The 23554-nt window shown below is 49.4% G+C and carries 28 protein-coding genes; 8 read left to right on the top strand and 20 right to left on the bottom strand.

Annotated features, from left to right (window positions below):
• Positions 1–98: 98 nt before the first annotated feature.
• Positions 99–1238, top strand: coding sequence for a hypothetical protein (locus tag H6624_13555; protein MCB9085369.1), 1140 nt, complete (start codon positions 99–101; stop codon positions 1236–1238).
• A gap of 25 nt (positions 1239–1263) precedes the next feature.
• On the opposite strand, the gene H6624_13550 is transcribed toward H6624_13555, so the two are convergent.
• Positions 1264–1923, bottom strand: a complete 660-nt coding sequence (locus H6624_13550; GenBank protein MCB9085368.1) for a DedA family protein — start codon at positions 1921–1923, stop codon at positions 1264–1266.
• A 52-nt stretch (positions 1924–1975) separates the two neighbouring features.
• Here H6624_13550 and H6624_13545 point away from each other — a divergent pair, with 52 nt between their 5' ends.
• The gene (locus tag H6624_13545) at positions 1976–2338 is read left to right on the top strand and encodes a response regulator (GenBank protein MCB9085367.1); all 363 of its coding nucleotides are present in this window, start codon (positions 1976–1978) and stop codon (positions 2336–2338) included.
• Between the two features lie 10 nt (positions 2339–2348).
• Positions 2349–2750: a hypothetical protein gene (locus tag H6624_13540; protein MCB9085366.1), complete on the top strand. Its 402-nt coding sequence runs from the start codon at positions 2349–2351 to the stop codon at positions 2748–2750.
• 21 nt (positions 2751–2771) lie between these two features.
• On the opposite strand, the gene H6624_13535 is transcribed toward H6624_13540, so the two are convergent.
• The 14 genes from H6624_13535 to H6624_13470 all read right to left on the bottom strand — a co-directional run bounded on the left by H6624_13535 (position 2772) and on the right by H6624_13470 (position 14711).
• Positions 2772–3011 carry a hypothetical protein gene (locus H6624_13535; protein MCB9085365.1) on the bottom strand — a complete coding sequence of 80 codons (240 nt, stop codon included), beginning with the start codon at positions 3009–3011 and terminating at the stop codon, positions 2772–2774.
• 243 nt (positions 3012–3254) lie between these two features.
• On the bottom strand, positions 3255–3548 hold the full coding sequence (locus H6624_13530) for a hypothetical protein (GenBank protein ID MCB9085364.1): 294 nt from the start codon (positions 3546–3548) through the stop codon (positions 3255–3257).
• A gap of 13 nt (positions 3549–3561) precedes the next feature.
• Positions 3562–5277, bottom strand: a complete 1716-nt coding sequence (locus H6624_13525) for a cell wall-associated protein wapA (protein ID MCB9085363.1) — start codon at positions 5275–5277, stop codon at positions 3562–3564.
• 19 nt (positions 5278–5296) lie between these two features.
• The gene (locus tag H6624_13520; GenBank protein ID MCB9085362.1) at positions 5297–6100 is read right to left on the bottom strand and encodes a type II secretion system F family protein; all 804 of its coding nucleotides are present in this window, start codon (positions 6098–6100) and stop codon (positions 5297–5299) included.
• Between the two features lie 71 nt (positions 6101–6171).
• Positions 6172–8430 (bottom strand): Flp pilus assembly complex ATPase component TadA, encoded by a 2259-nt coding sequence (gene tadA, locus H6624_13515; protein ID MCB9085361.1) that lies wholly within the window; start codon positions 8428–8430, stop codon positions 6172–6174.
• A gap of 129 nt (positions 8431–8559) precedes the next feature.
• The gene (locus tag H6624_13510; protein MCB9085360.1) at positions 8560–10104 is read right to left on the bottom strand and encodes a pilus assembly protein; all 1545 of its coding nucleotides are present in this window, start codon (positions 10102–10104) and stop codon (positions 8560–8562) included.
• A gap of 12 nt (positions 10105–10116) precedes the next feature.
• Positions 10117–10986 (bottom strand): Flp pilus assembly protein CpaB, encoded by an 870-nt coding sequence (gene cpaB, locus H6624_13505; protein MCB9085359.1) that lies wholly within the window; start codon positions 10984–10986, stop codon positions 10117–10119.
• Positions 10987–11008: 22 nt separating this feature from the next.
• Positions 11009–11449 (bottom strand): hypothetical protein, encoded by a 441-nt coding sequence (locus H6624_13500; GenBank protein ID MCB9085358.1) that lies wholly within the window; start codon positions 11447–11449, stop codon positions 11009–11011.
• 49 nt (positions 11450–11498) lie between these two features.
• On the bottom strand, positions 11499–12134 hold the full coding sequence (locus tag H6624_13495) for a hypothetical protein (GenBank protein MCB9085357.1): 636 nt from the start codon (positions 12132–12134) through the stop codon (positions 11499–11501).
• Positions 12131–12391 carry a hypothetical protein gene (locus tag H6624_13490; GenBank protein MCB9085356.1) on the bottom strand — a complete coding sequence of 87 codons (261 nt, stop codon included), beginning with the start codon at positions 12389–12391 and terminating at the stop codon, positions 12131–12133. Before H6624_13490 ends, H6624_13495 begins: the two co-directional genes overlap by 4 nt.
• Entirely contained in the window at positions 12385–12897 is a 513-nt protein-coding gene (locus tag H6624_13485; GenBank protein ID MCB9085355.1) for a prepilin peptidase, read from the bottom strand. The genes H6624_13490 and H6624_13485 overlap by 7 nt, the downstream gene beginning before the upstream one ends.
• Positions 12898–13110: a hypothetical protein gene (locus H6624_13480; protein MCB9085354.1), complete on the bottom strand. Its 213-nt coding sequence runs from the start codon at positions 13108–13110 to the stop codon at positions 12898–12900.
• Positions 13111–13213: 103 nt separating this feature from the next.
• Complete coding sequence (locus tag H6624_13475) at positions 13214–13402, bottom strand: hypothetical protein (GenBank protein ID MCB9085353.1); 189 nt, start codon at positions 13400–13402, stop codon at positions 13214–13216.
• 265 nt (positions 13403–13667) lie between these two features.
• Positions 13668–14711 carry a tetratricopeptide repeat protein gene (locus H6624_13470; protein ID MCB9085352.1) on the bottom strand — a complete coding sequence of 348 codons (1044 nt, stop codon included), beginning with the start codon at positions 14709–14711 and terminating at the stop codon, positions 13668–13670.
• A 76-nt stretch (positions 14712–14787) separates the two neighbouring features.
• On the opposite strand from H6624_13470, the gene H6624_13465 reads away from it, so the two are divergent.
• From H6624_13465 to H6624_13450, 4 genes are all read left to right on the top strand, one after another.
• Entirely contained in the window at positions 14788–15633 is an 846-nt protein-coding gene (locus tag H6624_13465; GenBank protein MCB9085351.1) for a hypothetical protein, read from the top strand.
• A 141-nt stretch (positions 15634–15774) separates the two neighbouring features.
• Positions 15775–16203 (top strand): DUF2203 domain-containing protein, encoded by a 429-nt coding sequence (locus H6624_13460; protein ID MCB9085350.1) that lies wholly within the window; start codon positions 15775–15777, stop codon positions 16201–16203.
• A 73-nt stretch (positions 16204–16276) separates the two neighbouring features.
• Positions 16277–17893 carry an NAD+ synthase gene (locus H6624_13455; protein MCB9085349.1) on the top strand — a complete coding sequence of 539 codons (1617 nt, stop codon included), beginning with the start codon at positions 16277–16279 and terminating at the stop codon, positions 17891–17893.
• Between the two features lie 91 nt (positions 17894–17984).
• On the top strand, positions 17985–18257 hold the full coding sequence (locus H6624_13450) for a hypothetical protein (GenBank protein ID MCB9085348.1): 273 nt from the start codon (positions 17985–17987) through the stop codon (positions 18255–18257).
• On the opposite strand, the gene H6624_13445 is transcribed toward H6624_13450, so the two are convergent.
• On the bottom strand, positions 18249–18872 hold the full coding sequence (locus H6624_13445) for a 3'-5' exonuclease (GenBank protein ID MCB9085347.1): 624 nt from the start codon (positions 18870–18872) through the stop codon (positions 18249–18251). The genes H6624_13450 and H6624_13445 overlap by 9 nt on opposite strands.
• Before the next feature lie 37 nt (positions 18873–18909).
• Between H6624_13445 and H6624_13440 the strand changes: the two genes are divergently transcribed.
• Entirely contained in the window at positions 18910–19230 is a 321-nt protein-coding gene (locus H6624_13440) for a (2Fe-2S)-binding protein (GenBank protein MCB9085346.1), read from the top strand.
• Here H6624_13440 and H6624_13435 read toward each other — a convergent pair.
• Genes H6624_13435 through H6624_13420 form a run of 4 tightly spaced genes read right to left on the bottom strand, consistent with a single transcriptional unit; the run spans position 19205 to position 23507 of the window.
• Positions 19205–20431 carry a PHP domain-containing protein gene (locus tag H6624_13435; GenBank protein MCB9085345.1) on the bottom strand — a complete coding sequence of 409 codons (1227 nt, stop codon included), beginning with the start codon at positions 20429–20431 and terminating at the stop codon, positions 19205–19207. The two genes, H6624_13440 and H6624_13435, sit on opposite strands and share 26 nt — an antisense overlap.
• On the bottom strand, positions 20428–21747 hold the full coding sequence (locus H6624_13430; protein MCB9085344.1) for a glycosyltransferase family 39 protein: 1320 nt from the start codon (positions 21745–21747) through the stop codon (positions 20428–20430). Before H6624_13430 ends, H6624_13435 begins: the two co-directional genes overlap by 4 nt.
• Positions 21748–21759: 12 nt before the next feature.
• Positions 21760–22737 carry a helix-turn-helix domain-containing protein gene (locus H6624_13425; protein ID MCB9085343.1) on the bottom strand — a complete coding sequence of 326 codons (978 nt, stop codon included), beginning with the start codon at positions 22735–22737 and terminating at the stop codon, positions 21760–21762.
• Between the two features lie 8 nt (positions 22738–22745).
• Positions 22746–23507 (bottom strand): tetratricopeptide repeat protein, encoded by a 762-nt coding sequence (locus H6624_13420; protein ID MCB9085342.1) that lies wholly within the window; start codon positions 23505–23507, stop codon positions 22746–22748.
• Positions 23508–23554 lie beyond the last annotated feature (47 nt).

Below are 23554 nucleotides of genomic sequence, written 5' to 3'. Positions count from 1 at the left end.
AAAATACGCTCAATTTTATTTTCTCTCTCTCGGGGAGAAGGGTCAATTTCCATTAAGATGATAAGCAATAATGCCGATTTTTAATCGGGGAGAGTGGGGTGATTTTTAGATTCTTCATTTGCAGTTTGGTAACGGGAATACTGGGAGCGAGCTTGGCTTTTGGCCAGGTCGACCCCTCAAGTGCTACTCTTTTGCGTTCAAGTGGGAAGTCTCCAGATAAAAACTCTCTCGATTCCAGTCGCTACACGGTCCGGCCAGAAACAAAGACCACACCTCGAACGGATTCGCTACAAACTCTACCAAAGACCGATGGTACTAAAGTCCAGCCTAAGATATCGACCCAAGAGAAGACTGACGCCAAGCCCGGATCAGATCCTGCCACTGACCAGCAGGGTGCTCAGGAGCCCGTGACGGTGGAGGTGGAGACCCAGCAGCAGGAAGTTGCGGAACAAATGCGAGATTTTTTTCTCGGGGGCTCGGAAGAGAGCATTCAGGAGTTTAAGAACCTCCTGCACCCAAGGGATCTGAGGCAAAATCTGGTTGAAGTCGGCGCTGCAGTCGGAGTGTTTTACCAGGACTCGAACAGCAATTACTGGTATCGGCGCCATCACTCTTTTGGCCCCATAGTGTCAGCCGATGCGACTATCTGGATCACACCTTTTTTGGGATTTCGCGCCGACTTTGCGACAAGTCTGGCTTCAGAGATTCGAGGTGATCCGGCCGGAACTAGAAGAATTCCCGCAGATCATCAATGGTGGGCTGGCAGCCTCTTTTTTCGCAAGTCTTTTGGTTTGGATCGCAAATCCCCCATGCTCTTTGTCGGCGTTGGATTCAGAGAGTATCGTATCAATGTCCCAGCCAATGATCCTGATCGCATCCGTGTGAGGACATCCGGTCCATCAATAACCTTGGGTATTCAGCAACCGACGAGTGTTTCCCACCTGTGGGAGGCCGGAGTTCAACTGCTGCCCAGGGGCGACCAGCAGGAAGGGAAAACCGGCATTAATATACGCTCGGGCTCCAAGCAAGAGACCTATTCTTTGGGAATTTACGTGGGTTCACGGATTGTGATGGATCGAAAACACCAGTTCTATTGGCAGCTCTCCCATACTTTGGACAAGTCTCTTTTTGACGGTCAAGCCAGTCTGCCTGATCCGATCTCTGGCAATCAGCCGACGGGCGTTTATATTAACACCGGAACTACCATATTTAAGTTGGGATACACCTGGGCGGAGTAACAGATCGAATCCAGGGATAGATTATTTATAAAGGAGCAGCAGACTCACCCTTTTGTGCGGCTTTGCGCCGCTTCTTGCGGATCCGCTTTACCAGAATATAGCTGGTAATTAAGACTGCCAACCCGATAAGAAGAGAGACCTGCATCTTTTTCGCAAAAGCCAAGGCGTCTTCAAGATGGCTCCCAAACCACCACCCACCGACCACCCATAGGGGGACGCTCAATAGTGCGGCTCCGCCATCAAGAGTAAAGAACACGATTGGGCGTACACCCATAATGCCAGCAGTGAGAAATATTGGTGAACGGAGTCCCGGTAAAAAGCGGGCAGTGAAACAAATGAACTTGGAGTTTCTAAGAACCTTTTTTTCAGCCAAGGCAATGCGCTCAGGAGTGAAAATCCGCCGAAACAAAGGTAGGGTAAAAACCCGGCGTCCAAACTTTCGTCCGGCCACATACAATATGGTATCCCCGATCATGACGCCAACAAACCCGGCAAGAAGAGCACCCGTGAGTGAAATATTGTTCATTGAGGCGAGAATGCCCGCCGCAATCAAGGAGACGTCCTCGGGGATTGGGACACCTAGACCACAAACAGTCAGAACGCCAAGGATGGCGGCATAGGCCTTCCAGCCGGTGAAGGCTGTAATGAAGGTAATGACTTTGGCAGCAGACGATCCGGAGTCCATGAACTCAACATTCTATTTGGGATGAAACTGCAAAACTACTATAATGGATTCCATGGGAATAAAACTGGTCATTGTGGATGACGCCCCGTTTATCCGTGAAGTCATGAGGAATATTTTTCTCACCACCGATATTGAGGTGGTTGGCGAAGCTGAGGATGGTGAAGAAGCCGTTTCCGTGGTCTTGGAGTTAAATCCAGACGTGGTGATTATGGATATCGTTATGCCGAAAAAGAGCGGAATCGATGCCACTCAAGAAATTTTACAAGGGAATCCGGATATCAAAATCATTGCCTGCTCCACAGCTGACCAGGAGCACATGATGCTCAAGGCGTTGGAGGCGGGGTGCTGTAGTTTTTTAGTGAAGCCTTTTAAAGCCAAGGATTTGGAGCAGGCAGTTCGTTTAGCGGTCAACTGAGGATGGTGTGATGGGCGATTTACTATTTTTTATCAAGACAATCGTAATAACTTTTCTTCTGGCTGCGGTCATGCAAACCCAGATTGGCAAGCGAACGATTGAGGCACATGTGATGACCTTTATTGTGAATAGCCCCATCGTAGAGCCCCTTCAGCAAGTCGGTGAGGGCGGAGCTGCTTTTGTGAGAGACAGTTGGACAAAACTCAAAGGAATAGTTGAATCAAAAATTAAGACCCAAGAGGTTCCCGGCCAGCGGCAACTGGGCATTCACCTACAGAGAAGTAAGCAGTACATTCAGGAGCAGGCCGAAAAGGCCAAAGAGAAGTTACGGTCTGAATCCCATAGTCAGGTGGATCGCTTTTGGGATCGAAAAAATGAAAAGGGACCATCCACTCAGAAGAAAGATCCCTAATACTTGAATTTTCAATACCAATTAGCGAGTTTGTTGAGCGGGCGCCCGCAGTTTTTCAGCTTTTTTAGCCTGACCCTTAAGGGACAAGGTCACGCGTCGAACCTGCTTGGCTGGAGCATCGTCATGGCGGGTATTGTCCTCACCAGCGTACACGCCCGCGTTCTGACAATTAACCGTTGTCATACTGGAATTACCGTACGCAAAAGCCAGTGGGCTCACCATTAAAGCCAGAGCAATCATCGTAATTCTTAAGGATGTCATATCTAATCCTCCTACAATGGGGCCAATCAGTATGGCTCCCTAGTTTAAGGAGAAGCGAGAGATGTGCCAGAATATGACGTTTGCCCGTGGGCCGTAAACCATTGTAATTTCAATAAGTTATAAGAGCCCAGCGGACCCAAACGGCCATTTTCTGGTCAAAAAAAAGGGGGGTAACGGAAGATGGTCACCTGGGTGTCTCGAATCTAGACAGTTGAATGGGGGCCCAAGGGCTCCAGGGAGCCCCTATTTGGTGGATTTGGTGCCGGTGTCCCCGCCAGTAGCCTCGCCGCTTAGGGCTCGTGCTACGCGGTCTGTGACCTGCCGAGGGTTATCCCCACGGCCAAGCTGGTCATCGCGGAAGTGCTTCGAGCATTCTCCGCACTCATTCTTATCACGGCCCGCCAGCTGTTCTTCAATCGATCCCAGGGGCTCTTCCACATAGGATTTGGGGTCCGACTCCGCGAGGGCGGTAAGACAGGCTCCGGGGATCAGGGCAATGATTAAGGTAAAAAAAGCGATATGAATGGTCTTCTTCATTTACGACTCCGTCCTAAAGATTCGTTTCTGAGGTGGCTGGGGCAATGATATCCAACAGGTTATTAAAGATGCTCGCCACCTGGACAGCCACCGTCGGCCCTTCTTTGCTCTGAACCTTGGCGATCTCTCCATCAGATTTATAAGTCACATGTATCGTACCCAGACCAGGTCGTTCCACCTTTGCCGGCTTGCCGAAGCGTTCTTCGTACTGAATTTTGACCACTTTTTTTGATTGGTCCTCAATAACTGCCATCCGGCCCCGGGTGTCGTACTGGATTTTAGCTGTTTGTCCATCGGTATTCTTGGCGTAGACCAGGTTGCACTTGGGAGAGTCATATTTAAAAGTAGTACGCACTTTTTTTACTAGCTTCTTTTTGAAGCTGGATACTTTGCGGCCAGCTTTGTTGTCTCCCGCCTTCTGTTTTGGAACTTCGGGCTGAAAATACTCAATCCGCACCTCCGAAACCTTCTGGCATTTGTTCTCATATCTGAATTCAAGGTTGCGCAGGTTTTCCCGCTTTTCTTTCACCAACCCATTTGGGTAATAGCCATAGGTGACTTTAAACTTGTTTCGCAACACAGAAATGGGTTTGCCGAATGTCTCGTGATAGACGATGTCGGAAATACTTCCATTGTTATCGGTTCGCACGCGATACAAGTACTTTCCAAGTCCGTCTTTACGCTTGCGATGGAAAAACTCATAGGTACTCTTATTAGTCACCTTTTTGCCGCAGGTCTTTTCGACAGTTGACCAGTAGTGATCCTTGGGATTTTCATTATCCACATCGTAAACGTAGGCTTCCACACAGCCCTTACGATTCTTGAAGCTCGTTACCCAGTCACGGTCCTTGTTGTAAGTCAGTTCCTTAAATGTTTTATCTGGATAATGGATTTTCACCAGGTTATGAACATCATCGTAGTCATACTTAAAAACATTTTTCCAGGCGTTGTGGACCTCTTTTAGATCCTCTCCCGAAAACGAATACTTGACCAGGATGCCATTTGGTCCGGCAATTTGTTTGAGTCGCTTGTTGGCCAAATAGGAGAACGACAGCTTTCGGCCGTTGTTATCCACAACACTCAACAGTTGGGATCCCTTCCACTCAAGCTTAAGGTGGTTGCCGTTTCGATCATACATCGTTACAAGGTGTCCGGTGGAATCAAACAGTTGAAATGTGCCGTCCTCAAGAGAGCGTTTGTATTTTCCATCCTTAAACATAACGTTTTCAGTTTCTCGGCCGTTCGCGTGGTAGGCCTGACCAGAGACTACGTTGCCTTTAAGCTTGAGCTGTCGGGTAAATTCATCGCGCAAAAAGGCGTTTTCGGACAGCTCCTTTTTAAGGTCTTTAAAATACTGAGGTTTAAGGTCCCTATTGCGTTTTTGCACCTCTGCAATAATGGTATCGACCGTTTTGTCCACGCTTCCGGGCTTAAAATTTTTGGTCGTATATACAACTTCCAAGCCGCCTCCGCACTCTGTGACACGGAGATTTCCCTCGGCAGTTACTTCCAAAGTGGTTTCAAAATCAGAACACCAGCCAAAGCCAAAGACCCCATTAAACAAGGATCGGCTGTTATAAGTTCGCTGAACCCTAAGGTCATAGCCGGAACCTGGAACAATCAGGTCTGTCCAGGTGTTTGCGTAGTTGGCATTCTTCATGTCAACCACTGCTCCGGCCGTGGCGGCCACAATAAGGCTCAACGCCGCTGTTATTAAGGCTTTCATCATAGATCTCCTCACACGTACCTCATACCTTAATAGTAACAATCTTTTTCATCATCACTCCACCGATTACTTGCAGAGTAAGCATGATGGCCAGTGCAACCAGGCCCAAAGGCGTGGAAAACAAGGGCTTCACATAATTCGGATCGATGACGAGAAAAATGATTAAGAGCACAAACGGGACCAAGGTAATAATCACAGCCTGCATCAGGCCCTGGGCGGTCATTGCCTGGATTTTCTTTTCAACTTTTTGTCGCTCGCGTATGGTGGTCACAATCGTGGAAAAAGTTTCGGCTAAATTGCCACCAGTCTCCTTGAGAATGTTCACTGCCGTAACAAACATTTGCACATCCTGTCGGGGAATTCGATCACCTAATTCATTGAGAGCGTCTTCAATCGACATTCCCAGTCGGATCTTGTTGAGAACAAGAGAGAACTCCTGAGCAATGGGACCGGCCATATTGGAAACCACGCGCTCCATCGACTGGGCAAGACCGAGGCCGCTTTTCACACCATTGGACATGATGGTAAGGCCATCGACCATTTGATCAACAAAGCGGTTGCATCGCTTTTCCCACAGGGCCTTCATAACGTTTTTAGGAATCGACCATCCGGCAACTGTGACGGCACCACCGAAAATAATTCCTGGTAAGAGACTTGGCCAGAAAACCAAAAACACTAAGGCTCCCAAGCCGAAACTCAACATAAACATAAGGATCGTCACCTTGCGCTTGTCGGCCTCGACAAACATCATGTCCATAAGGCGGAGCACTTCTTCTCGGTTTCCCATGCTCCGATCATGAAGCTTAGCGAGAAGGCGATCAGACATAAGATACGAAAACACAAAAACCGCAGCTCCAAAAAGAAATACTACGATAATGTCGTTGCCAAAGATTACGCTCACGTGTTGTCACCTCCGCTACCGGTTTTCTTGACCGGATTGGGACGGGTGATGCGAGGAGTCCCGGATGGTGCTCCGATTCGTGGGCGCGCCAAGCCAGCAGGTTTTGGGGTCTGGCGGGAAGCTGAGTCGGCGGCGCTGGTGGTAAAGAGATTTCTTGGAATGGTAACACCCCGAGCTTCGAATTTCTCAATAAATGTGGGTATTAGGCCCATGGCCTGGAAGGTACCAACAATTTTACGGTTTTTATCGAAGCCCTCTTCCTTGAAGCGAAAGATTTCCTGAAGAGTTACCGTCTCGCCCTGCATGCCGACAACTTCCGTAATGCTAGTGACTCTGCGGCTGCCGTCACTCAGGCGCGAGATCTGTACAATCATGTTAACGGCACCGGCAATTTGTTCGCGAATTGCTCTTACGGGCAGATCCATTCCGGCCATTAGACAAAGGGTTTCCAGACGAGAAATGCCTTCCCGGGGATTGTTGGCGTGAACGGTGGTCATTGAACCATCATGACCTGTATTCATGGCCGCCAGCATATCTAATGCGGCACCATCTCGACACTCACCAACCACAATTCGGTCTGGGCGCATCCGCAGCGAGTTGCGCACTAGATCGCGAATGGTGATTTCGCCAGTTCCCTCCATGTTGGCAGGCCTGGTCTCAAGGCGGACAACATGTTCTTGCTTAAGCTGGAGTTCGGCAGCGTCCTCTACTGTGATAATGCGTTCGTTGGTGGGAATAAACGTAGACAAGACGTTCAGCAAAGTTGTCTTACCAGATCCAGTACCACCTGAGATAATGATATTAAGGCCCTGTTCAACGCAGATTTTAAGGAAGTCCACCATGGGCTGAGTGAGTGAGTTGAAGCGATTGACATAGTCATCAGAGGTAATGCGATCACTGGGGAATTTCCGGATTGTAAGGGCCGGTCCATCAATGGCCAAGGGCTCAATAACGGCATTCACCCGGCTTCCATCGGCCAGGCGCGCATCGCAATAGGGGGTCTTCTCGTCAATGCGTCGGCCCAGTGGGGTGACGATTCGCTCGATAACGTTGCGAAGCTGAAGATTGGAGGTAAAGGTCACTGTGCTGAGCGTAAGCTTTCCGCCCTTTTCAACGTAAATCTTGTCGCAGCCATTGACCATGATCTCTGTTACACCAGGATCGGCCAGAAGATCCTCAAGAGGTCCAAGGCCGAGGGCCTCATCCAGAACTTCTTTGATGATTCGGGATCTTTGATCGCGGGGAAGTCCATGACCGAGTTTATCCACCAGCTGGGTAATGACCCTAGTGGTCTTCGTTCTCAGTTCCTTTTCCTTGGCCGGATCACCCTTGGTTCCTGTCAAATCCTTCTTTAGATCCATCTCCTTAATGAGCTCGGTGTGGATCTGCATTTTGAGTAGAGTCAGGGGGTCAAGCTGCTTGGGGCCTTTGGCACCCCGTTGGACCATTGAAGAGGGGCCTGACTGAAGCTGTGCGGCCGCGCCTGGAGCTGGGGCCATGGCGGCTTGAAGATTTTGCGGCCTCGTAAGTGCCTTGAGTTTTTGCAGGATACCACCCGTGAGCTTGCGTGAAATCTCATGGTAGGCAGCCGCAAGGGGCGTATTTTGCGCGGTCAATACGAAAGGGGTTGACCTCTGTAGGGCCCCATAAGCCGTCGTCTCGTCTTGAGGAATGCTACCGACGATTGGTCGACGTAATCCTTGAGATATAGCCCGTGGATCAAGGCCTGTGCGAGAGACTTTATTCAGAACAATTTGAAATAGATCTGCCGGCACCGTAGCCGCCATAAGGTCGTTCATGGCCTTACGGGTTTGATTTACCGCCAAAACCTCCGGAGTGGTGACAATGATTACGGCACTAGAATCTTCGATCATTCCCATTTGCAGGGGGGTCATGTCGCAGCCAATATCAACGACAATAAACTTATAGTGCTGGCTAATGGCGAACAATTGTTTACGAAAAAGATCGGGGGGTACATCCAGGGTTTGGTCCGGAGTTTGGACCGCTCCAATAAAGTGCAACCCTGTTGGGTGGGGGGAAACCAGAGTATTCAATGTGTTGGCATTTATGGTACTGGCAAAATTTGCGATATCGATGGCGGTTTTCTGCGGGCGAATCCCGGTGATGACGTTTTGGTCACCACAGCTTTTTGCGTCCAAATCTATAAGCAGAGTCTTGGCTCTCATTTCAAACATGAGAGTAAAGGCGAAGTTTGCGGCAAATACACTTTTTCCCACGCCGCCCTTGCCGCCCATGACACAAATTAAATGACAAGCCTGATTAACAGCCAATGTTCGACCCCCGAAATCCTATCGGAAACATTTCATCCTGATCCAAGTCCTGATGACGGTTTGCAGGCCAGACTAAGGGTTGGTTACTGCACCTTAGTCGTTAAGTCGGAACTTCCTCTTGATCTTCTCTGATCCCGCACTGGCAGAGCTCTTGATGATCGGCGTGACAAAGACAACAAACTGACTTTGGTTCCGTCTGAAGTCCTTTGACGCGTACAAGGAGATAATGGGATTGCGACTCGCATTAGGAGGGAGCTTGTTGTAGTTTGTTCCACTATCGTTGGTGATTAGACCACCCACAGCGGCGCTCGCACCGCTTCGGACCACAATAACTGTCTGAATCTCACGTGAACTAGTCAAAGGGCCAGCGTCCGTGTAAGAGACCAGGCTCTTGACGGCAAAATTCATTTTCAACTGAACACTGTCAGATCGGGCACCTAAGATCTGCGGAGAAATATTGGTGCGAATACCAGTTTCCTCAAAATTCGTAGAGGGCTGTCCCTCGGCGTTCACGATTTGGTAGGGGAGGCGGGAAATTGAATTGATGATCCCTGGATTGCCGTCCTGAACAATCAGACTTGAACTCTGCAAAACTCTAGCATGACCATGCTCCTTCGCCCAATTGAGTTTAGGGAGAAGGTTGGAAATCGTACCCGTAATTGTAGCTACAACGCCACCTGGAGATCGGCCTCCCGTAGAGAACTGCAAGCTGGAACCATCGCCAATATCGGGCGTCCATTGAAATCTAAATCCCTTTGTATAGTCCTTCTGTAGCTCAACGTAATGAACAACAAGTTGGACAATCTTTCTTGGCTCTTGGGCGGGAGCTGGCTTGATTTTGATCAGGTTAATCACCACATCCACTTTTCGTGGCAGGATCTTCTTGTCAGCCTCTGCCGTGTCAACCACCACGTCGGGGACATAAGTCTTAGCAATAATCTCAGCTCGATCCTTCTCTGCCTTGTCGTTGGCAAAGCCCTCAAGGATGAACTTACCATTCACTGCGCGAACGGTGATTTCAGGGTTGTTGACGTCGCGTTCGATCAGCTCGGCGATTTTTCTTTGTGCAACCGGGCTTAGGACAACCAGGGTGTCGGCAGCCCCTCCGTATTGCTTTACAACGGAGTGGATACGGGCCATGTCCCGAGGGAGAAGGATTTGTCCGTCAACAATGACCTTGCTGTTAATGATCTTAATAGTGATTCCCTCAATGTCTCCAAGGAGATTGCGGATTTCGCGAGCGATCTTATAGAGATCTGTCTTTTTGACGTCTACTCGAAATTCATAATTGATTCGTCCCGTGGCCGGGTCCTGAATGATGACCGTCGCGGAACCTTTTTGTTTTGGGTAAAACCGAAGAACCTTGGTTTCAGGGTTGTACTGGAGTTTGATTTTGCCCTTGTAGGTTCCACCCTGTTTTACTGCCGAGGCGGCTCCCGGGATAGGTTCGTCGTGATAAACGCCCACTGAAAGTGAAAGATATTTTACGGGGTGATTGCTCTTCTTGGCGGCCTGCGCCTCCGCACTTGGCTGCGGGAGCATCAGACCGATCCCAAAGATCACGTAGCTAAGGACCAAGACCAGTGAGACCTTGGGCTCTTTAATTCTAAATGTCCAACCGACCATAGATAAAATCATACACGACTTTCCTTACAGGTCCTTCCACGGACCCTTGCTTTTCTTCTGCTTAGGCGGAGCAGGCGGTGGTGCAGCAGCAGGTTCACGAACTTGTTGGGTTAGAAGGGGAGATGTTACCTTCCCAAGAACAGATTCAATTGTCGAAGAGGCAATACGCTTCTTAGTGTGGTCACTGGGATGCCTTAGCGTTAAGAACAAAGACCCGGGAGACGTAGACAGAATATAAATGAGGTCCTGTGCTTCACCGGGAGATGCTTCAACGGTAATATTGGTAAAGGTCGTATCGCCGCGAATGTTCTTGATGTATTCGTCCCGACCAAGTTTTTCATAAAGCCGCGGGAGCTCATTAACAATCTTGAGGCCGGTGGCGAGGATGACCACATCTTGCATGATGGTCTTTACTTCGCGCTTCTGAGCGGGTCCCTTTCCTACGTCGAGTGCGGCGACGACATCAATGCGGTCGCCGGGCTTTAGTAGCTTACCAACTCCACGCATCTCGTCCACGGGAATTGTGACTGCGCGCTTGCTGGGGGCCACTTGCAAGGAAAGGCCGGTCACCGGACCGGGCTCCATAATTTTACTTTCGAGCAGCTGTTCGTCCTTTTTGATCGGCGCCAGTGCCACTTTTCCGACGGCATACTCCGGCTTATCAATGGCGGTAGGTTCAATAAAGTCTACAGGACGCTCCACCACCTGAAGCATGGTATCATCGATAGTCGCCATTTCATTGATGTCCTGGTTGGCGACCACAACCCGCTTTTTGGTTCCAAACTTCTTAGTAAGCTCCGCACTCTTTTCCTGAGTGTAACTATAAAGGAGAAAGACAGCGAAAAGGGCCGCGGCCACGCTGATCCATAGTGTTCTGGTTTCGTTCTGATTCATTACACTAAGCTCCTTTTAATTTCTAATCTCCACAGTTCATGTCCAGGCAGATGCCGTACCCGACCATGATCCAGACGGGACTAACCTCCACCACTTCATTTCTCGGAGCGAGATTAAAAATATTTAAATTATGGTTCTGGAAAGTTCGCCCAGCTCCCGCCACCTGCCGACCTACGGCCAGGGGGCGCTCGGTTGCATAGAACTCTGCAGAACTTTGTGGATCATCCGACAACACAGCGTGAAAGCGAATCTTAAAGTGTCTGGTGTGTTGGGGGTCGGAGAGTCCACTCAAGTTTTCCCGGAACATACTTAAGTCCGTGCGATTGCGAAAGGTTTCAAAGGCATAGGTCCGGGCGGCAATGGATTGAAGGACGGCGGTGTGAATCACACCATACATCCCCAGGCCATAGCTCATCAAAACAACAAAAATTACTATCAGGGGAAGGGCTTCTATTGTTGCCATTCCTCTTTGGTTCCTGAGTGCTTTGGATTTACGGGTTTGTTTTGTCATCTCAACACCCATTATCCGTAAAGGTGACATAGCCAGCGTCAGAGGTATTTGTACCGTAGCCGACGCCGCCGCCAGGAAGTGTTCGTACGGCCTTCCAGCGATCACGTGAAAAGTTAATGCACTCATTGGTGGTGACTTCGCGCCCGAGGTAAGAGCCGACAAATGTTGTGAAGCCGTCGCCCGAGCCGTCCCCTTCAGATGTCGTTGAGCCATAGAAGGGGATGCGGAAGTCCAGCATTCGCGCCACGAATGTCGTACCAACGCCCCAAAACAAATTTGGATCCCCAGCATTTGTAGGCTGGTAGTCGGGAAACAGTTGAGACAGATCGCCGATATTTGGCGGGTTTTCGATGGAGAACCAGCCATTAGTAAAGAGTGGGCCAAATGTATTGTTGGTGGTTAGCTCCGCATACTTCTGTGCAGCCAAAGCTTCCTGGGCCGGGGGCGCAATATGAGAAGCATAATAAGTCCGTGCAGATGCAAATGTAATGTACTGGGTGACTTCAACCACGGTTAAGGTTAGTGCCAGAGAAAACATAAGGGCACCAAAACCCATGACCAAAGTAAAGGCGAATAGGAAATCAACGGTAATGATTCCTTTTTCAGACTTTTGAATCTTGCGCCTTAACTGGTTCATTGAGCACTTGCTCCTTTTATCGAAACATGTCGACTGTGGTGATTGGGATGGTTTTTCATCGCTGTTGCCGGAGGTGCCCAAACACCGTTTTGAATCATGCCAGAGAGGTTTTGCCATGGGCCCGAAATGAGCTTGGAAAAAACCTCGTCATTTTTAAAATAGGCCGAAATTGCAAACGTAACTCCAAAGAGCACAGTCATGAGCAGGAGCATCTCGACCACCATCTGTCCCGACTGGTTCAGCGTCTTTCTCACCATGGCAGGCCCCCGCCGTGGACCAGGGACATCTGAGTCAGCCACCCAAAAAAGAGCGCGACCGTATAAGGAACTTTCTGTAGCTCCAAGGTTGAGCGATCTACGTTCCGGGAAAGGAGTGCTAGGGTATTTTTAACTAGCACGCGTCCTTTCCCGGAAAGTACAGCGCGAAAGATTCCGAGTAGGGCTCCCCAAATAAAAGAGAAAATAAGGACCCAAAATACGGTGTTCCAATCGGTAGCCAAGCCAAAGGCGGTAAAGAGCTTTAGGTCTCCGCCTCCCATGATTCCGGCCAAAAACAAGGGTAAACAAAGAGCCAATGCCAAGCTTGCGCCGAGCGCTCCTTGTTGAATCCCAGGAAGCTTGAACACAATTCCAACCACCAAAAGGGCAAGAACCGCCAACCCGACAGTGAGCCAGTTGTGAACCTTGCGCGAACGCAGATCATCAACCATGCCGGCGAGGAGGATAAAAGTGGGAAGACCCAGTGATACCATCGTCTGAACCACTTAAGGACCCCCTCCTCCGGGTTTTACCCAGTTGACTTTGTCGCCGTCGGTGGCCTTACGAAACCCCCATCCAGTGGAGACGTTTCGCTCCACTCTCGCACCCAACCGGGGCGCGGAGCGTTTGAAAGTTTCAATAGGTCCGACATCGCCAAGGAAGACGCCCATGACAATAAAGGCATAAAGGCTCATTAGGAGAACCAACTCAACCGTCATTGATTAAACCCCCTCTCTTGGAGCTAACCCCTTAAACGCAGACGAGGCTTCCCTTCCGTGAAGCCTCCGAGAATCCACTTTCCGATCAGACCCATGGGTCAAATCAGTTGGGGTTGAAACCGCCGATTGCAGATGACAGTTGTCCGAGCTTGTCGTTTACAATCTGCTCGATCTGCGGACGGAAAATCATCACCAATGCCACAACAACCACGAGCAAAAGGATATACTCAGTAGCTCCCTGGCCGGATTCGTCGTTCCACAACTTTTTTGCGATGTGCTTCACTTTTTTCATAGCACTCCCCTTCTGATAAATGTATCGGACCAAGACGTCCGCTACATAAGCCCTTGGATAACACCTTCCCAAAGGTCTAAGCGTTGATTTTGAATATGAAAGTCGATATGCGAAAATACGGCCCGCAGGTTAGCGGTAAGATGACGTGAGAAACGCTATATCTAATTCTAGCATAGGTTGGAAAACGCTCAAGAAATCTCTTTCGGGTGTCTAAAATTTAGAACATTTGACGTTTCATCGTGAAACGCTGTCAAACAACTAGACACTAAGGGTTGTTAAGGCGGCATAAATTCGATTTGGCCTCAAAGTCGCCGCTCCACTTATAGATCTGTTTAACCCTCAGTTGGGTTGCCGCCTGGCGGAATTCGGGAGCGATGGACTTGTCCAGATTGCAGGCTGAAATAAAAGTGTCGAGAGAGACCTTGTATTCACCGATCTCCAGGGCACTTTGGGCCAGTCCAAGAAGGGCGCGCACAGATTTTGGGTCAGCCTTCGATGCCTTTCGAAAGTATCGAAATGCCGCATGGTGATTTTCTTTTTCAGAAAAAAATCTTCCCGCAGCACTCTGCACAAACTCAGAGTCCGGAAACTTCTTGGCAGCATCGGAGTAGGCTTTTTGGGCCTTTGTTTGCTTTCCCGAGTCTCGGTAGTTGTTCGCCAAATAGACATAGGAGTCAGGGTAGGCCGTGTCTGTAAAAATCGCTTCTAGACAAACTTTTATGGCGCTGTCGATGTAACCATCCAGAGAGTCAATGCGACACATTTTATGCAGATACTCCTTGCGGGCGCCAAAAACTTTGACCATATCTTTTAAGATCAGGCGAGCCTCGTAGTAGTTGTTTGTAGTTTCGAACAAATAAAGCAAGTCCTCATAGGCCGGAAGGTACTTGCGATTTTTGCGAATTGCCTGACGAAAGCTATTGATGGCATCGTCGTTTTTTTTGAGTTCAATGTACGCCTTTGCCATGCGCGCATAGGTGAGGTAGTCATCAGAATCATCTTTAAGATTGAGCTCAAGGACGCGAATTTCATCATCATACTTTTTCAAATTGTGCAGGGACTCCGCAAGCATCAGCCGGGCGGGCTTACTAATATCATTTGAGTAGCTCAGCAGTAAATTTGCCACCTTGTCGAATTTTTTAGCCCTAAAGGCCCGACGGGCCGCCTCTTCCCGTTTTGAGGTCGGGCTCACCGAAGGACTTGGTTTTTCACCAGATTTTGGAGATCCAGCACCATAAGCAGCGGGGCCTATCAAACACAGGGCTAACGAGAATCTCAAAATAAGCCGATGAGTCATAACAAATAGCATAGCAAAACTTATGGATGTTTGGGCTGAAAAATCTTGTTCACGAAAAAGGCTATCCCAAGGGATGGCGGATGGACTTTTGCGTTCTCAGGCTGGGCAGGGTTTGGTCGAGTACATTTTGATCTTAGTTGTCGTCGTATCCGTGGCTCTTGGTTTGCTTTACCAGTTTCACGGCGCCTTTGCCACGTGGGCCACTTCCTATTTTGGAAGCTACCTCTCATGCCTAATGGAAACGGGTGAGCTACCCGGAGTTGGTGGTTCCGAGGGGGATAGTGGTACTTGCAGCCAGCTCTACGCGAGCTTCACGTTCACAGCCGGTGTGCCTTATCAGGCGCCACCCGGCAGTGGAGGTGGTGGTGGCGGCGGCGGTGGTGGCGGCGGCGGCGGGCCGACCGGGCCCACTCAAGGGAGTGAAGGGGGGTTAAGCGGCGGTGCAAACTCGGGACGAGGAGCTTACACCCGTGTTGGCGGTCGAAGTAGAGGCCGAGGTGGTATGGGTCGCGATGGGCAGTGGGACAGTAATTCGAGCAAAAGTGGTAGGGGCCGGGGCAGTCGGGGAAAAGATGATAGTATCTATACAGGAAGTTCTGAATCCTCCCTTCCGGCATCGGCACTTAACAATGCAAACCAACGGGCAGCCAAAAAGCAGAGTAAATTCGAAAGGGGATTCTACTTTTCTGAGGACAAGGAAAAGGAAAAGGAAGAAAAGACCCCGATCAATGTAAAGCGAAAGGAAAATGCTCGGGAAACTCGTAAAGATCGAATGAAGATCACCCGTAAGCCAGCAAGCGGTGAGCAGGTGATGGAAGAGGAAGAAATGACTATTGGTAATTTCCTTCGCATGCTCATCATTGCAGGTATCCTCATCGCCCTCTTTGTCCTTCTCGGCGGCCAAGCGCTGCAAATCAGCAAATCCTGGGAATGACGCACAAAGACGCCAAAATTCGGCCAGAATTATATACTTATTGAGCCTCCCCTCGGGGATCGGGGGAGAAAATTTTCAACGGCCAGGGGAGGATTGCAACTTCAGACGGAACCGCTGAAAAAGGCCGTGAGGGGGAAGGGGATGCTCGATACGGGGATAATCGCGATTAATCGCGAGGGCATTTTTTCGTTGGCCCAGGCAGAGGGATTGCTGCCGGTCATTCGGAGAATCACACAGGATTACAGTCAAAGAGTAGAGGCTTTGATGGGCAGGCTTGAGGCCTTGAACCCACAGAGCGAGCAGGTTGTTCCTATGGAAGAGGAGATCAACGGACTCATTCAAGGCTGGCATGAAAAAGTCAAAAAGCTAGGTGCGGTACCCAAGGGCCTATGGCTCGTGGATTTCGATTGTGGCGACGGTTACTTCTGCTGGAAGTATCCCGAAGGAGGAATCGACTATTGGCACAGCTATAATGATGGATTCAGCGGAAGAGTGCCCATTGAAAAGTGGCTCAATAAATCCAAGATTGTCTTTCCGGAGAGGGAATCGGAGAAGTCGCCGCAGCTGTAATGGGTTGAGGTGCGAGCCAAAACTTGTTCTATCCAGGCGGGTGTAATATACCCAGTGGGGTAGGACTGAGTTTATGCGCGTCGCACTTGCACAGATCAATTCCATACTAGGCGACTTTGCCGGCAATAGGGACAAGATTGTCGAGTATTGTTGCAAGGCCTTGGATCGTCGCTGTGATTTGGTGGTTTTTCCAGAGGCCAGTTTATTTGGTTATCATCCGTTTGACCTACTTGAGCGGCCGGCAATTGTTACCAGTCAGGAGAGGGAGCTCAAAAAACTTGCTCAGAAGATTCCCGCGGGAATTGCTGTGGTGGTTGGAGCAATCACTAAAAACCCGAAGGCAAAGGGCAAGCCCTATCATAACTCTGCCGTCCTGTTGCAAAAAGGGAAGCCACTCAAGATTTTTCCCAAACAACTTCTGCCGACCTATGATGTTTTCGACGAAGCCCGCCATATAGAGCCAGGGCAAATTGAAAAAAACCACTTTACGATTCTAGGTAAAAAAATATTGGTCACGATCTGCGAGGATATTTGGGCCTGGCCGGACGCGAATGGAAAAAGCAATTACGACCACAATCCGCTGAGGAAGCTCAAAGGTAAGTTTGATTTGGTGATCAACCTTAGTGCTTCACCATTTACGGAGTCGAAGGCAAAGAATCGCCGAAGAGTTGTCAAAGAAACCGCCAGGAACTTTAGGTGTCCGGTCGTCTATGTCAACATGGTGGGTGCCCAGGATGAATTGATTTTTGATGGTGGGAGTTTTGCGACAGATAAGACGGGAAAGATTGTTGCTCAGTCGATTCACTTTAATGAAGATCTTAATGTCATCGACTTGAAAACGGGAGAGGGTGGCTTTCGCGACACTTCGCCCCTCGCCGAGGAACAGATCCGTCAGGCATTGACTCTGGGTATTCGGGATTTTGTGGACAAAACGGGTTTAAAGAGAGTCCACCTCGGCCTTAGTGGGGGAATCGATTCAGCAGTGGTTGCCTGTTTGGCAGCAGATGCGCTTGGTCCTCATCAAGTTACTTGCATTGGTCTGCCGGGACCATTTAATAGTCCAAAAAGTCTTGATTGGTCGCGCCAACTGGCGACCAATCTGGGGGTGTTGTGGTTTGAGATCCCCATTGATAGGGCCTATGAACACCTTGCCGCAAGTTTGGAAGAAAGCTTTGGGAAAACCGAATTCGGAGTCATGCACGAAAATATCCAAGCCCGCCTGCGCGGACTGCTGCTAATGGCTTATGCGAATCGGGAAGGAAGCCTTCTCCTGAATACAAGTAACAAAAGTGAGTTGGCGATGGGCTACAGCACTTTGTATGGAGACCTGTGCGGAGGTCTTTGTGTCATAGGGGATTTGCTGAAATCCCAGGTATACTCATTGGCCAGGCACTACAACTCTCAGGGAGAGTTGATTCCTAAGGAAATTATTGAGCGCCCGCCATCGGCGGAATTACGACCGAATCAGAAAGATGAGGACAGTTTGCCGCCCTATGATCTTCTCGATCCGGCCGTGGCTAAACTTGTAGTTGGTGCGAAGTCACCAAACGGACCTGTCGAAAAAAGAGTTTTGAAATCTCTTATGTCCACGGAGTTCAAGCGCTGGCAGGCGCCACCTATATTGAAGGTGTCAGACCACGCCTTTGGTCGCGGAAGACGGCTTCCCATCGCTCATAAGGCCTTGTATTAGCTTTGAGCGAAAAAGAGCTGAAAAAGATTCACAGAGTTAGCCTCAATCGTCTCTTCCTGGGTCACATCAAAAGGTAACCGGGAGGGGAACCATGAGAAGGGCCCAAAAGATATTGATCGCATTTGCCTTGTTGCTGACTGGACTATCGGAGGGGGCGAAAGCGGACGAAAACAATCTGGCCGAACTGGACGTAGAGTGGGAGGAAGGACGAAGCCTCAATATTGACGAGGAAATTCGTCGCCAAGAGCGGGTGATTGGTCGCTTGGTGGAAGATCTAACGAGCTCCTCAAAAGAGCAACAAGATCTATTGGTGGCTCAAGAGCGGTCAGGTCTTAAGGTCCAACTGATTTCAAAATCACAATAATCCGTCGAGCAAATCTAGCTGTTTGGGCTGTGGCTCAATCTGTGGGAAAGAAAGCTCAGCTCGGCCTGTGAGATTGATCAGGTTCTCAACTGGGGGCATCAAGTTTGGTGCCCCCGCTATTTTTTTGACCATATCTATAAACAAGCGACCACAATAGGTGGCGTCTTCCTCGGCGCGGTGAAAGTCTGTGGATTCGATGCTGAGGTGTTGAACCAGAGTTCCTAATCGATAGTTAGCCAAGCCAGGATAAACCTTCTTTGCCATCGTGTAAGTGTCGATGACGATGCCCTTGGGTGCCCGCGATTCATATTTTTTAATATCTGATGTCAAAAACTGGGCATCAAAAATGGCGTTATGAGCGACGATGACGTCATCCCCACAGAAGTCAGCAAATGGCTCCAGCAACCGATCAATTGTCGGTCTGCCGCGAACCATGTCGTCGGTGATCTTGTTTACCCGAGAGGCATCTGGCGGAATGGGAATACGTGGGTCGACCAAGGTCGAAAATACTGCGTCTACATTTCCATCCACGAAGCGAACCGCACCGATTTCAACGATACGATCAACCCCAGGCAGGGTCCCTGTTGTTTCTAGATCAAAAGCAATAAACCGCATGATTTTTTTTTAACGAAGAAATAACATCGATTCAACCATGTTCAGCAAAAGACCCTCCGCAAAAACAACAGCCTCCATCACCTTCCTGCCAGGGGGAAAGGTTGTTGAAATTAAAGGCTTTTCCACCGTCTTGGATGTGGCGCTTGGCAACAAAATTGATCTGTCACATTCCTGTGATGGGATGGGGAGTTGCACCACTTGCCGGGTGGTGGTGGAGGAGGCGCCTGATGGTCAGCCACCAAGAACAGAGGTAGAGATGGAGAGGGCCGAAGAGCGTGGCTATTCCGAACATGAACGCCTTGCCTGCCAACTGGAGCCTCGGCAAGGCATGGTTATTCGGATTCCCCAGGGGCGTTGATGTAAAATGGGTTGGTAAAGATCCATGGGATCCACTTTTTTCCATCGGGAAGTGGCAAAGTGGGAATAACCCGAACCATAACGCGATAGACTCCGGGCGATGGGATCTCCAGGCTTGTTTCGCGGGAGTTTGAAACGAGCACCTTCTCTCCATTTCGGTAATAAATAACATCAAACGGGACGTTTGGTTTTTGCGGGAGAACGGTTGTTAATCTTAGTCCGGGCGACCAGTCAATGGAGCCACCCATTAGGACCGGAGTGGTCTTGTCGTTGTCGATTTTGGCAATAAATCCCCTTGGATCAGCGAGTGAATCAAGGCTCATGTAGAACTGGCCACGGCGAATAGCGCCGGCCAGTTTCTGCCGATCATCATCGGCATTACCTGTCAACTCTGAAGGCAACAAGACATGATTGCGAACAAGGCTAAATAAGGTGAGGTAAGATGGGAATTCAATAAAGCGTTCAGGGGAAATCCGAACTCTGGCCTCGGCGTCGGTTCCGGCAAAGCCAATGACCTTTTTTCGTTGATTTAGTTTGTCCCAAAGTTCCAGCTCGGCATCTGGAATCTGAAACAAGCGAATAAGGGCCAGGCGATTGTTAAAAGGATATAGGAACAGCGTCCACAGAAAAGAGGCGCGGGTTTCAAGCCAAGACTGCTGCCAGATACTCTTAAGGTTGATGATTTCAATACCGTCAAATCCGAGAGGAATCTCCCCCTCCCACCTAAAGTTGGGCTTAAAGGGATGGGCAAGAACAAAAATGCCCAGTGAGGAATCTCGGCTGCTTTGGGTCAGCTGGTCGGCCAAAAACAATTGCGACCTCCCAGGGCTACTTAAATCACTGGGGTCGGAGGAGTCATAATTGAGAACGCGCGAATTCAAGTAGCTGTATTCTCCGTCAATAAAAACGAGCAGATTACCGTGATAACCTTCGAGAAATTGAGGTTTTTCACTGGTGTTAAGATCCGAGAAAAAGACAAAGTCCAAGCCCGAATCCTGCGCCACGCGTATCACCTCTGCAAGGTCACGGCTTCCTGTACTTAGATTGCTATGAATGTTAGTTACCCCACGATAATCATAAAATCCTTCGGGATTACCGGGAGAGAGCTCTGCGGGCACGATGCGCAGACTCCACTGACTGATGATAAGTCCGTAGGTAATAAAGGCCAACACTGCACAAGACAGGAAAAGCCACTTCTTCACTGTTCCATCCTCACTTCCAGGAGTTCATAACCTGATCCGAGAGATTGCCTGGTAACGATTTGGTAGCCGTCATATCCATGGGGTAGGCCGTGTCTTTCATAGGTCAAAAAGTAAAACAAAGAGTCTCGAGGTCGACTCGCGTCTAGGGTGTCGAAAAAATCCCGACGCCCATTGCCCTGGAGTTTATAAATGGGCTCCTTTAGATCAAAGCTCATCTTTGAAGCCATTTGATAGGAGTGGGCGTAAAGGGGGCGGGAGTCCCTTGTGATTTCGCCCAGGCGAGAAAATTCCCTAATCTCTTTGGTTTTTAGCGGATTATTGGTCTCCGGCAATACCCCCAGGCTGAGGTCGGCAGCCAAGATTACAAAGATTCCCATCCATACGGCGCTGGTCGACCAAACCTGCCATCGAGCGAGTTGCCGGCTGGCGATAGCGAAAACAAACGGGTAAGCGACAATCGGCCAATTTGCTTCGACCTTGCCTTTGAAAGAGGTAGCAAAAAAGAATAGCAGAGGACCTATGGCGAAGACCTTTAGCCAAAGAGGCAGAGGCTCTTTGCGAAGTCCATTTGCGGCCGCCCACGACACCAAAGGAAACAGGAGCAATATTTGGCCGAGAACGTAAGACCAAGTCCAAAAAGGCTTCCATGATTCTCCCCCCAAGCCGTGATTCATCTGAAACTTGAAGGAGACAAAGTCATTTTGCGCATTCCAAATCCAAACCGGGGAAGAAAAAATAAAGAAGAAAACGACACAGGCCAGGATCGGAACAACGAGATCGCGTGAAAATTTTCTCTCCCAGGTCAGCCAGGCAATCGCCAGTATTCCGAACAGCCCCATGTGGTACTTGGAACAAAAGCCTAGTCCGAGAGCAAGTCCTAAGAGAGAAGCCCAGGCGATGGATCTGGTCTCCAAGGTTCGCAGAAGCGCCCAAAGGGCAAGGGGCCAAAAGAACAAAAGGGGAAGATCAGGTGTCACCACCATTGACCCGGGGCCAGTCAGCGGGCTGGTTAACCAAAGCGCAGCCCACACCAGGAGCTGCCGACCCGATAGAATATTTCTGAAGAGTGGCAGCCAAAACCAAAACGCCAGATGACCCAGGAGAACCGCTGGCCAGCGAACTATGGAAAATATCGACTCCATTGGCTGGGCAATAGCAAACAGCCAAGCCACAAAGGGAGGATGATCATAATAGCTCAGCTGGAAATGGTGACTCCAAACCCAATAGTAGGCCTCGTCCGGAGCCAGAGGAAGAATGCCCGACAGTAGTAGTTTTAAAATAAGAGTGGCAATCCACAGCCAGGCGAACTGAGTCAAGGCAACCTCAGTTTATGGATATTTGACTTTTTTGGGTTTACCCAGATCTCCTGGAACTCCGCGATCCACACCATTGTGAATAACATTGACTGCACCGCCATCGCTTAGATCAATGGCCACCGAGGCGCGACCTTTAAACGTATGGATCTGATCAGGCTTTAGAAGCATCTTCTCTAATTTACCGCCGTCAATACGAAAGGTCACCTCGACCTGATCAAGTGCCTCAATGATAATTTCCTGAGGCGAGGCAGGAGCGGTATCTTCTTCCTTAACTTCGGCAACTGGCTTCGGTTCAGGCTTTGTCTCGGGCCTTGGCACCAGCTCTTCAGCTGATTTGGACTCTTCCGAAACTTTAACTTCAGAGGGTTGTGCCGGCCGAGGCTTGGCTTCAGCTGTTGTTTCGGGCTTTGCTTCAGGTTTTGGGTTTACAGCGGGCTGAGGTTTTGATTCCGGTTTTGGAGATGGTGGGATAGGTTCCTTGTTTGCCGTTTTAAGTTTGTCTCCAGAGCTTGGAGTTCCATCGCCTTCATGGATTAGGCTTTCAATATTTTCTGGAGGGGCAGCAACGTCGCCCTCTCGCTCGTACTTATCAACCAGATTCTTAATGCCAAGAATAATCACGATAAGTAAAACGACTCCCCCAGCGGCCAATGACTTGGAAGTCATCGACGAGTCTTTCAATAGGGGAACAGACTGATACCAAGGTAAAGGCGTCTCTTCTGTCGGGTCGGCAAGAACCTCCTCCTGCGCTTTTTTTTCGTCAAGCTCTTCCGAAAAAAGGTCCAGCAGTTCGTCGCCATTTAGTTTCAGAAATGCGGCATAACTACGAATAAACCCTTTAAGGAATGAAGTTGCGGGAAGTTTGTCGAGCTGACCAGCCTCCATTGCCTGAAGGACCCGAGGATTAATTTTGGTCGACAGCGACACCTCGCTGATCGTTAATTTTTGTTCTTCCCGGCTCGCTTTAAGCCGTTCACCCGTCCGTTTCATTCTGATTCCTATTTTATCATCTTAAGCATGGATTTCGTCTGCCCAATATATTTCCCATCTGGAAACTGAGCCAATAACTCCTCCAGCCGGGCAATGGCCCGAGGATTATCACCCATTTTAAAATAGCTAAGGGCGCCGTAGTAATGAGGTTCATCAAAATTGGAGCCCTTGCAAAGGGAGATGGCCTGGTCAAAGCTTTGGGCAGCTAGACTGTAATCATTGAGTTCGTAAAGGCAACGTCCATAGTAGTGATAGGTGAGACAATTATGCCTTTTGATTCCCAAGGATTTTTTTAAATGAGTACGGGCAGTTTTATAATCGCCTTTCTTAAAATAGGCGATACCAAGATTGGTGAGGGTCTTGTCAGGATATGGGTAGGTCAGATCCTTATTGGCTATTTCCAAATTGGCAATGGCCTTATCGAAGAGATTCATTTCAATATATAGGCGGCCCAAATTGTTTCGTGCATCTGTGTATCTGGGATTGAGCGCCAAAGCAGTCTGCAAATGCCTTTCGGCCTCAGGGTAAGTCTGCCGGACAAAATAAGCCAAGCCGAGATTGTTGTGAATTGTTGGGTTTCGGGAATCCAACTTCTCGGCTACTCGCAACTCATGCATGGCAGCCGGATAGTTACCTTTGGCGAGATAGGCCGTTCCCAATTGGAGATGAAGTTCGGCCCGGCGAGAATCGCTGGCCTTGGTGGGCGTACAGGCAATTATTCCGCTGGAGCCGAGAGCCGCTATCAATATGATGGCGAAGATTTTCAACATAGAACGAAGGTAGCAAAAATCAGGAGGAACAGCAAAACCTTGGGGGG

Source organism: Pseudobdellovibrionaceae bacterium (assembly GCA_020635075.1).
Lineage (GTDB): Bacteria > Bdellovibrionota > Bdellovibrionia > Bdellovibrionales > UBA1609 > JADZEO01.
Note: the sequence above shows the minus strand (reverse complement) of the source record. Positions and strands in the feature narration are given on the sequence as shown.